This window comes from Vibrio brasiliensis LMG 20546, from assembly GCF_000189255.1.
Classification (GTDB): domain Bacteria; phylum Pseudomonadota; class Gammaproteobacteria; order Enterobacterales; family Vibrionaceae; genus Vibrio; species Vibrio brasiliensis.
Map to the genome: position 1 here is coordinate 43,412 of NZ_AEVS01000040.1, position 10,454 is coordinate 53,865.

Here is a 10,454-nt window from a genome sequence, read left to right on the forward strand (position 1 = left end):
AATTAACCTTATTGACCTGACAGTGTGATTTCATATTTATGTAGGATAGATCACCTTAATCTGCTATCGAATGTGTAACAAACCATCAAAGTTGCACCTGTTCTAATAAGTGATCACAAGCAAACGTTTTCATGTGCTTTTCGCACGATTGTGAGTTTGATTAACTAATCAACAGAATAAGATAACGCTGAGGAAAAGATGTTTAATTCCAGTGAGTTATTGTTATGTTATAACAACAACTTTAGAGTCAGCTATCGCTGGTGCTGAATAGAATATAGCCCAAAAATAAATACAAAAAAGCCGGCAGTTACGCCGGCTTTTGCAAATTTAGAAATCGTGTTTATTTGATTTCAATATGCTCAAAACCTTTGATCAGGTCATCAAGTGCTTTCATCTGTGCCAGGAACGGTTCTAGTTTATCTAGCGGTAGCGCTGATGGACCATCACAAAGTGCTTGATCTGGATTTGGGTGTGCTTCGATAAACAGACCAGCGATACCCGTAGCAAGACCCGCTTTCGCTAGCTCCACAGTTTGTTCGCGACGACCACCAGAAGCGGCACCAGATGGGTCACGCATCTGTAGTGAGTGAGTTACGTCAAAGATAATCGGGCTGCCGTTTGACGCTTTCTTCATCACACCGAAGCCTAGCATGTCTACTACCAGGTTATCGTAACCATGGCACGAACCACGCTCACAAAGAATGATGTTTTCGTTGCCACACTCGCTGAACTTATCAACGATGTTACCAACCTGACCAGGACTCATAAACTGAGGTTTCTTAACGTTGATTACCGCACCAGTTTTCGCCATCGCTTCCACCAAGTCAGTCTGGCGAGCAAGGAAAGCGGGTAGCTGAATAACGTCAACAACATCAGCAACAGGTTGAGCTTGTGCTTCAGTGTGCACGTCAGTAATGATCTTAACGCCAAAAGTATCTTTCAGCTCTTGGAAGATTTTCATCCCCTCTTCAAGACCAGGACCACGGTACGAATGTACTGAGCTACGGTTTGCTTTATCGAATGAAGCTTTGAATACGTATGGAATACCTAGTTTCTCAGTCACTTTTACATAGTGCTCACAGATCTGCATAGCTAGATCGCGCGATTCTAGGACGTTCATACCTGCAAACAGCGTGAACGGCTTGTCGTTTGCTACTGGAATGTCACCAACGTGAACAATTTTCTGTTCCATTTTATTCTCTCTATTTCGATGTCTGCCAACAGCTAAGCGTTGGACTTAATGTAAGGTCACCTGAGTTTCACTCATGGCGGTCACTTGATTCTTTAACAACTCTGCACCCGGATCATCCGGACACTGATCGATAAAATACTGATAGTCGCTCAATGCGATTTGGTGGCAATCAAGTTGCTGATAGATAAAGCCACGATCACGGATTTCATAAGGATCGTCTGGAGCAAACGTCAGCGCCAAATCGGTACACTTTAATGCCAGAGTATAGCGCTCTTCACGTAACAGAGCACTTTTCAGCAACGCCAGCCAGCGACCAATAATGGTTGGGTGATCGGTCTCTTGCAAATGCTTTGATTCTAGCTTCGCTAGTGGTCCTTTATGACCAATTAACCACGCCCCCAAGGTATGCTCAGAGACATACTCTCCATTAAACGGATTAATGTAGACTGGCTTTTCGTTGTACCACTCAAGCTTGAGTAAGAACTGAGTCGGGAAAGTGACGCCCACCAGAGGAAATCCCAGTTTTTGCGCTAAATAGAGCAAGATCGCTCCAAGGCTGACCGGGATACCTTTGCGACTTTGAAGTACTTTGTCGATAAAGCCATTATCTGAATGGAAGTAGCTTTCACGGTCGCCGTGAAACTCCCATTGATGATAGAACAAGCGCAATAGCGCATCGAAACGTTGCTTATCATCAAACTCATGCACTAAAGCGATTTCAGCTTCTTTTAGCAAGCGGTCAAGCTCAGCTTTCGCCCATTGAGCCTCAGTCTGAGGGTTGATAGCACTATTAAGCACTAACGCACCTTCCACCAGCTCCATCGCGTCGAAGTCTTCATCGAATAGTTCAAGCGTATTGGTTGTCATAACCTTATCAACCTAAATATCTATTAGCCGAAGAATAACGGCGTTTTAGTTACCGCTACTTTACCAGCCATTGCTAACCAACCTAATGCACCAAAGAATGAGAAGGTTCTTAGCAGTTTGTTTTTACCTAACTTCAGAGCAAAGAAGCCAAGAGCAATATACGCAAGTACACAGGTGATTTTTTCCGTTAGCCAAGGCGATTCTGGTGTAAATGGAATAAAGCCAGTGATCAGAATCAGGCCAATACCCGATAGCAACAAACAGGTGTCATTGATGTGCGGAAAAACCTTAAAGAATTTTTTCTCTAGCAAACCAGAGTTCGCCATCATCATCGCGAAACGTACCGATAGAAGTGTTGCACTGATAACGATAGTTAATAGGTGGAAATGCTTTAAACCTTCGTACATTGATATTCTCTCTTACTTCAGTGATGAATACTGACCGATGGTTACTCGATCGTTGTCACCATAGTCCTTGTAGGTAGCCACTTGGTCGTAGCCAAGTGATATTAATAATTCTCTTACCGCTTCGCCTTGCTCATAGCCATGCTCAAACATCAGCCAACCTTGCTTGGCAAGATAACTGCGAGCCTGAGTAGCGATATGTTTGATGTCTGCCAATCCTTTCTCGTCAGCAACTAAAGCACTTAGCGGTTCGAAGCGAACATCTCCCCGAGTCAGATGTGGATCTTCTTTCTCGATATATGGAGGATTGGAGACAATCAAAGCAAACTCTGTACCATCATCAATCGGTTCAAACCAACTTCCAGCTAAAAAGCGTGTATTGTGTAGCTTGAGAGCTTTTGCATTCGACTGAGCCAATTGCTGAGCTTCAGATTTTAAATCGACACCCCATATCTGACGCTGAGGTAATTCAGACGCCAATGCTAAGGCGATAGCTCCGGTACCCGTCCCCAAATCTAAGATATCACCCTGATTGTTAAGCGCTTTATCGAGAGCAATTTCTACCAGACGTTCAGTATCTGGTCTTGGGATCAACGTGCTTGGCGAAACCTTAAGTGGCAACGACCAAAACTCGCGTTCACCAACAATGTAAGCAACGGGCTCACCACTAAGTCTGCGTTCGAGCAGCGCTTGAAACGCATCTAGCTGTGACGAGGGTAAGATTTTATCCGGCCAGGTGAGCAGGAATGAGCGGGGTTTGTCGAGAGCGTGGCAAAGTAGCACCGCGGCATCAAGAGAGGGCGAATCACTGCCACTCTCCTGAAGTTGCTGTACGGCCTTTTTTAGTGTGCTTTCAACACTGTTATCAGCCGACATAGATTTAGTTGTTCTCTGCCAGTGCAGCTAACTGATCCGCTTGGTGCTCCTGAATTACAGGGTCAATCAAGCTTGCCACATCACCTTCCATTACTTCGTTAAGACGATAGATAGTCAGGTTGATACGGTGATCGGATACACGGCCTTGCGGGTAATTGTAAGTACGAATACGGTCACTACGGTCACCTGAACCCAGTAGGTTACGGCGCGTATCTGATTCTTCAGCAGCACGTTTTGCTTCTTCAGCCTGAATAATACGTGCAGCAAGAACTGCCATCGCTTTAGCTTTGTTTTTATGCTGAGAACGTTCGTCCTGACACTCAACCACTGTACCTGTTGGTAAGTGAGTAATACGGATTGCAGAATCAGTGGTGTTAACGTGCTGACCACCAGCGCCCGATGCACGGAACGTATCGATTTTCAGGTCTGCCGCTTTGATTTCTGGGATTTCCGCTTCTGGAATTTCCGCCATTACCGCCACAGTACATGCTGATGTATGTACACGACCTTGAGATTCTGTTGCAGGAACACGCTGCACTCGGTGACCACCTGATTCAAACTTAAGCACGCCGTACGCGCCATCGCCTGAAACCTTAGCAATCATCTCTTTGTAACCACCGTGCTCTGATTCGTTTGAAGACATGACTTCAACACGCCAGCCTTTTTTCTCTGCAAACTTGCTGTACATGCGGAATAGGTCACCAGCGAAGATACCTGCTTCATCACCACCGGCACCAGCACGGATTTCCAGGAAGCAGTTACGGTCATCGTTTGGATCTTTAGGCAGTAGAAGGATCTGTAGTTCATCGCTCAGACGCTCAATGGCTTCTTTAGCTTCTTTGATCTCTTCCTGCGCCATTTCGCGCATCTCTTCGTCGTCTTCATTCGCCATCTCTTCAGCGGCAACAAGATCTTCTTGAGCTTGCTGATAAGCTTGGAAACACTTAGTGACTTCTTCTAGTTGAGAGTACTCTTTTGACAACGCACGGAATTTATCTTGGTTACCGATCACATCAGGATCGCCCAAAAGATGTTGAACTTCTTCGTAACGCTCAACCAGTGTTTCTAACTTAGTTAAAATAGAGGCTTTCATAGTTTTCTTTAACTCGGGGTTTAATGAAGTCTGTAACTCGTAAAGATTATGAGTTTTCCAAACCTAAACTTTGTCTAATGGTAGCAAGCCGCGCTGGCTCGCCCTTCTCTGCGGCACTTTGTAAGGCGCGAGTAGGCGCATGAATTAATTTGTTGGTCAGTTTGTTACTGAGTTCAAGCAGTACTTTCTCTGCATCAGCACCCGCAGCAAGGGATTGCAGACTCTTACTGAGCAACTCTTCGCGAATTTCGTTCGCCGACTGACGGTACTCTCGAATGCTGTCTACTGCTTGTAGAGAACGCATCCACGACATAAATGCAGCACTCTCTTCGCTCACGATAGCTTCAGCTTGAATAGCCTCGATCTTACGCTGCTCAATATTACTATCAACAATAGACTGCAAATCATCCACTGTGTACAGGTAAGCATCGTTCAACTCACCTACTTGTGACTCTATATCACGTGGAACGGCGATATCGACTAACAGCATTGGCTGGAAGCGGCGAGATTTTAATGCGCTCTCAACCATACCTTTACCAATGATAGGCAGTGGACTCGCAGTAGAACTGATAACAATATCAGCTCGTGGCAAGTGGTCAGGAATCTCAGGCAGGCCGATAATCTCTGCGCCAAACTGCTCCGCTAAAGGCAATGCACGCTCTTTGGTTCGGTTAGCAACAATCATCTTAGTGCAACCGTTACCCGCAAGGTGCTTAGCCACCAGTTCAATCGTTTCACCAGCACCGACAAGCAACACTGTAGATTTCTCTAGTGACTCAAAAATATGTTTGGCCAACGTACACGCTGCGTATGCTACCGATACCGCATTGCCACCAATATCCGTTTCAGTCCTAACACGTTTAGCAACTGAGAACGCTTTCTGGAATAGTTTCTCCATTGATGAATCAACGGCTTTACTATCACGTGAGTCTGAGTACGCTTGCTTAACCTGTCCTAAGATCTGTGGTTCACCTAAAACCAGTGAATCCAGGCCACACGATACTCGCATCAAGTGACGGATTGCTGCCTGTTCTTCATGGATATAAAGACTTGGTTTTAGATCTTCAGGGCTAACCTGATGGAATTGAGAGAGCCAATCGATAATCTTGCTTTTACCACCAGACTTCACGTCACAGTAAATTTCCGTGCGGTTACAGGTAGAAATGATAACGCTGCCGTTAACCGATGGGCTATCGCCAAGCTGTTGTAATGCTTCAGGTAACTTCTCCGGGCCAAAAGCGACTTTTTCTCGCAGTTCGACTGAGGCCGTATTGTGGTTGATACCTATAGCAAGCAAAGACATGTATCGCGGATTCTCTGATTCAGATATGGACAAATAAGGACGGAATTTTACTTGATGCCCCCGTTTATTGAAAGGGGAATAAGGATATGTTTTCTTTAGTTCGTGATTTCAGTGATATAGTGAGGCCTAACTTTGGGCAAAACTGGATAAATAATCAGCAATGACGAAACATTTTCGCTCTCTTGTTATGCTGCTAGCAGGCGTACTTTTGCTAAATGGCTGTGCAACAATGGAAAGTACCACTAATGTTGAGTGGCAAACTCACCAACAGCGCTTAGCCACTATCGACTCTTATCAGGCAGCCGGGAAACTTGGATATATCTCTCCAGAGCAAAGACAATCGCTCAATTTCCAATGGTCACACTCAGCCACACTGACTCATTTAAGATTAACGACGTTTCTCGGTCAAACTGCACTTAACCTAAAAGCAACGCCGCAAGGTGCTGTAGTTGAAACCTATGATGACCAAAGCTACTCAGCCCCTACTCCCCAAGCTCTGATTCAACGTCTTACTGGTCTAAACATTCCAGTAGAGCAACTTAATGACTGGATGCTTGGCAGGCCAACTCAAGCAGACGACTATCAGTTAAGTCCGACGAATACACTGGCAAGTCTCACGAAGCAGGTCGGCCTGCAAACCTGGCAGCTCGATTACCTGACCTATCAAGATGTACAATACGCTGGTACTGCGTTACCGCTGCCAAAAAAAATCAAGCTAACCCAAGGTAGCATCTCGATTACTCTGTTTATTTCCAACTGGAACCTTAGCGAATGATCACGGAAACCACTCATTGGCCTTCTCCGGCAAAGCTTAACCTTTTCCTCTACATCACAGGTCGCCGTGATAATGGCTACCATGAACTGCAAACCCTGTTTCAGTTTCTCGATCACGGTGACGATCTTGCGATCACCGCCAATACTTCAGGCGAAATCACCCTTTCACCTGAAATCCCCGGCGTACCATTGCAAGACAACTTAATCTGGAAAGCAGCCAAAGCACTGCAACTCAAATCAGGTTGCCAACATGGCGCGCACATTGAATTAAACAAAATTCTGCCGATGGGTGGCGGTATTGGTGGCGGCTCCTCAAATGCAGCAACAACACTGGTTGCTCTTAACTTCCTATGGCAAACCAACCTGTCGGATGATGAGCTGGCGGAAATTGGTCTCAAGCTCGGTGCTGATGTGCCAGTCTTTACCCGTGGATTTGCTGCATTCGCAGAAGGGGTCGGCGAAGTTCTGACTAAAGCAGAACCAGAAGAAAAATGGTACTTGGTGGTAAGACCGGATGTTTCTATCGCTACCGTGGATATTTTCACTCATCCACAACTTACCAGAGATACGCCAAAACGTGCGCTGGCAACACTTCTTGACAGTGATTACGGAAACGATTGCGAAAAAATTGTTCGAATGCTGTACCAAGAGGTTGATAAGCAACTTTCATGGCTGCTACAATACGCGCCGTCGCGACTCACCGGGACTGGATCATGCGTTTTTGCCGAGTTTTCGAGCAAAAAAGAGGCAGAAAGCGTCCTTGGTAAACTGCCTGACACTGTCTCTACTTTTTTAGCCAAAGGCAAGAATCTTTCTCCTTTGCATGAGACACTCGCTAAGTACCGCTTAGCACACAAACAATCTATTTAAAAACTGGACGCAACCCTGAGGTTTCCACCGTGCCTGATATGAAGCTATTTGCTGGTAACGCTACACCTGAACTAGCCCAACGTATTGCTGATCGTCTATACATCTCTCTTGGTGATGCTACTGTTTCTCGTTTTTCTGATGGCGAAGTCGCTGTTCAAATCAACGAAAACGTACGTGGTAGTGATGTTTTCATCATCCAATCTACTTGTGCACCAACTAACGACAACCTAATGGAACTTGTAGTGATGATTGACGCAATGCGCCGCGCTTCAGCGGGCCGTATTACAGCAGTTATCCCTTACTTTGGTTACGCTCGCCAAGACCGTCGTGTACGTTCTGCTCGTGTGCCAATCACTGCTAAAGTTGTTGCAGATTTCCTTTCTAACGTTGGCGTTGACCGCGTTCTAACTATCGACCTTCACGCTGAGCAGATTCAAGGCTTCTTCGATGTACCTGTAGACAACATCTTCGGTACTCCGGTTCTTCTTGAAGACATGCAAGCGCGTGGCCTAGAAAACCCTGTTGTGGTTTCTCCAGACCTGGGTGGTGTAGTTCGTGCTCGTGCAACAGCTAAAGCTCTTGGTGATATCGACATCGCTATCGTTGATAAGCGTCGCCCACGTGCAAACGTATCTGAAGTAATGAACCTTATCGGTGATGTTGAAGGTCGTGACTGTGTAATCGTTGACGACATGATCGATACGGGTGGCACGCTATGTAAAGCAGCAGAAGCTCTAAAAGAGCGTGGTGCTAAGCGTGTATTCGCTTACGCAACTCACGCGGTATTCTCTGGTAATGCTGCACAGAACATTGGTAGCTCAGTACTAGACCAGGTAATCGTAACAGACTCGATTACAATGTCTAAAGAGATGCAAGCGACTGGTAAAGTGACAACACTAAGCCTTTCTCGCATGCTAGCTGAAGCGATTCGTCGTATCAGCAACGAAGAGTCTATCTCTGCAATGTTCAACTAATCGAACCCTCGATTAAACAGTTTTAAAAACACCCCACCTCGGGGTGTTTTTTTATTGCCGTTATATCCTCATCTCGCCCGATAGCGGAATTGTATGCTATGATACTGCGCTTTTTGAGATTCCAAGAGAGATCCTAGCCTTGAGTCAACAAATCAAACTTCTTGTCGGCCTTGCCAATCCTGGGCCTGAATATGCCAGAACTCGCCACAATGCGGGAGCATGGGTAGTAGAAGAGCTCGCACGTATTCATAACGTAACTCTAAAAAACGAAGCAAAGTTTTTTGGTCTTAGTGGGCGTATTATGGTTAATGGTCAGGATCTACGCTTACTCATCCCAACGACCTTTATGAACCTTTCAGGCAAGTCGATTGCTGCGTTAGCTAAGTTCTACCAGATCAAACCTGAAGAGATCATGGTCGCACACGATGAGTTGGACTTACCTCCAGGTGTCGCTAAATTTAAGAAAGGCGGTGGTCATGGCGGCCACAATGGCCTGCGCGATACCATTAGCAAACTTGGCAATTGCAAAGATTTCTATCGTCTGCGGATTGGTATCGGCCATCCGGGACATAAAGACAAAGTCGCCGGCTATGTGTTAGGCAAAGCACCGGCGAAAGAGCAAGAGCTTCTTGATGCAGCGGCAGACGAATCTGTACGTTGTCTGGACATTCTTATTAAGGATGGCCTATCAAAAGCGCAAAACCGTTTACACACGTTCAAAGCTGAATAAGGTTACTATCATGGGTTTTAAATGTGGCATCGTTGGCCTACCAAACGTTGGTAAATCAACTCTGTTCAACGCACTCACTAAAGCTGGCATCGAAGCGGCTAACTTTCCGTTCTGTACCATCGAGCCAAACACAGGTGTTGTACCTGTGCCAGATCTACGTCTAGACGCACTAGCAAAGATCGTTAACCCACAAAAAGTACTGCCAACAACAATGGAATTTGTTGATATCGCAGGCCTTGTAGCGGGTGCTTCACGTGGTGAAGGTCTAGGTAACAAATTCCTAGCGAACATCCGTGAAACTGACGCGATCGGTCACGTTGTACGCTGTTTTGAGAACGAGAACATCGTTCACGTAGCAGGTAAAGTATCACCAATCGAAGATATCGAAGTGATCAACCTAGAACTTGCTATGGCAGACTTAGATTCGTGTGAGCGCGCAATCCAACGTAATGCAAAGAAAGCAAAAGGCGGCGATAAAGACGCTAAGTTCGAACTGACAGTACTTGAAAAGCTACTACCAGTTCTTACTGAAGGTGGTATGGCTCGTACCGTTGAGCTATCGAAAGAAGAACTAGCAGCTGTAGGTTACCTGAACTTCCTGACGCTTAAGCCAACAATGTACATCGCTAACGTGAACGAAGACGGCTTCGAAGACAACCCATACCTAGACGCTGTTCGTGAATACGCGGAAAAAGAGAACAACGTAGTTGTCGCTGTATGTGCTGCGATTGAATCTGAGCTTTCTGAGCTGGACGACGAAGACCGTGAAGAGTTCCTAGCTGACATGGGCATTGAAGAACCAGGTCTGAACCGCGTAATTCGTTCTGGTTACGAACTGCTTACTCTACACACTTACTTCACTGCTGGTGTTAAAGAAGTACGTGCATGGACAATCCCTGTTGGTGCGACAGCGCCACAAGCAGCGGGTAAGATCCACACTGACTTTGAGAAAGGTTTCATCCGAGCTGAAGTTGTTGGCTACGATGACTTTATTCAGTTCAACGGCGAAAGTGGTGCGAAAGACGCAGGTAAATGGCGTTTAGAAGGTAAAGAATACATCGTTAAAGATGGCGATGTTGTTCACTTCCGCTTCAACGTATAAATACTAGCCAAGTCTTTGACTTTAAAAGCCAGCACTCTTGCTGGCTTTTTTATTGTTTGCGGTAAGAGAAATAAATTAAACCCACAATCTGGTGTCATTTTGTTATCAGTTTTCGATCATTAACACGCCTCTTTGCTTAAAAAGAAACCGAACAGTTGATTTCTGGGGATTTATTCAAAAAAACTGTTGACGACTTTGCCTCAACTTCGCATAATGCGCGCCGTTCCCGACGATAAGGCAACGAATCGAAGAGAACAAAAACATGGTAT

At 45.7% G+C, this 10,454-nt stretch carries 11 protein-coding genes; 5 read left to right on the top strand and 6 right to left on the bottom strand.

Going from position 1 to position 10,454, the window contains the following annotated elements; all coding sequences use genetic code 11:
- Nucleotides 1-340: 340 nt before the first annotated feature.
- From kdsA to hemA, 6 genes are read right to left on the bottom strand one after another with little or no spacing between them, the layout of a single operon-like run.
- The gene (kdsA, locus tag RH46_RS06630) at nucleotides 341-1,192 is read right to left on the bottom strand and encodes a 3-deoxy-8-phosphooctulonate synthase (protein ID WP_006878630.1); all 852 of its coding nucleotides are present in this window, start codon (nucleotides 1,190-1,192) and stop codon (nucleotides 341-343) included.
- A gap of 45 nt (nucleotides 1,193-1,237) precedes the next feature.
- Nucleotides 1,238-2,059 (bottom strand): SirB1 family protein, encoded by an 822-nt coding sequence (locus RH46_RS06635; RefSeq protein ID WP_006878631.1) that lies wholly within the window; start codon nucleotides 2,057-2,059, stop codon nucleotides 1,238-1,240.
- Between the two features lie 23 nt (nucleotides 2,060-2,082).
- A complete protein-coding gene (locus RH46_RS06640) occupies nucleotides 2,083-2,466 on the bottom strand; it encodes a SirB2 family protein (protein WP_006878632.1) in 384 nt (127 codons plus the stop codon).
- A gap of 12 nt (nucleotides 2,467-2,478) precedes the next feature.
- Nucleotides 2,479-3,339 carry a peptide chain release factor N(5)-glutamine methyltransferase gene (gene prmC / locus RH46_RS06645; RefSeq protein ID WP_006878633.1) on the bottom strand — a complete coding sequence of 287 codons (861 nt, stop codon included), beginning with the start codon at nucleotides 3,337-3,339 and terminating at the stop codon, nucleotides 2,479-2,481.
- Between the two features lie 4 nt (nucleotides 3,340-3,343).
- Nucleotides 3,344-4,432 carry a peptide chain release factor 1 gene (gene prfA / locus RH46_RS06650; protein WP_006878634.1) on the bottom strand — a complete coding sequence of 363 codons (1,089 nt, stop codon included), beginning with the start codon at nucleotides 4,430-4,432 and terminating at the stop codon, nucleotides 3,344-3,346.
- Between the two features lie 46 nt (nucleotides 4,433-4,478).
- A complete protein-coding gene (hemA, locus tag RH46_RS06655) occupies nucleotides 4,479-5,735 on the bottom strand; it encodes a glutamyl-tRNA reductase (protein ID WP_006878635.1) in 1,257 nt (418 codons plus the stop codon).
- Nucleotides 5,736-5,895: 160 nt separating this feature from the next.
- Between hemA and lolB the strand changes: the two genes are divergently transcribed.
- From lolB to ychF, 5 genes are all read left to right on the top strand, one after another.
- A complete protein-coding gene (gene lolB / locus RH46_RS06660; RefSeq protein WP_006878636.1) occupies nucleotides 5,896-6,510 on the top strand; it encodes a lipoprotein insertase outer membrane protein LolB in 615 nt (204 codons plus the stop codon).
- Complete coding sequence (ispE, locus tag RH46_RS06665) at nucleotides 6,507-7,379, top strand: 4-(cytidine 5'-diphospho)-2-C-methyl-D-erythritol kinase (RefSeq protein ID WP_006878637.1); 873 nt, start codon at nucleotides 6,507-6,509, stop codon at nucleotides 7,377-7,379. The genes lolB and ispE overlap by 4 nt, the downstream gene beginning before the upstream one ends.
- Before the next feature lie 29 nt (nucleotides 7,380-7,408).
- Nucleotides 7,409-8,353 (top strand): ribose-phosphate pyrophosphokinase, encoded by a 945-nt coding sequence (locus RH46_RS06670; RefSeq protein ID WP_006878638.1) that lies wholly within the window; start codon nucleotides 7,409-7,411, stop codon nucleotides 8,351-8,353.
- A gap of 139 nt (nucleotides 8,354-8,492) precedes the next feature.
- Nucleotides 8,493-9,083, top strand: coding sequence for an aminoacyl-tRNA hydrolase (pth, locus tag RH46_RS06675; protein WP_006878639.1), 591 nt, complete (start codon nucleotides 8,493-8,495; stop codon nucleotides 9,081-9,083).
- A 10-nt stretch (nucleotides 9,084-9,093) separates the two neighbouring features.
- Nucleotides 9,094-10,185 carry a redox-regulated ATPase YchF gene (gene ychF, locus RH46_RS06680; protein WP_006878640.1) on the top strand — a complete coding sequence of 364 codons (1,092 nt, stop codon included), beginning with the start codon at nucleotides 9,094-9,096 and terminating at the stop codon, nucleotides 10,183-10,185.
- Nucleotides 10,186-10,454: the final 269 nt, after the last annotated feature.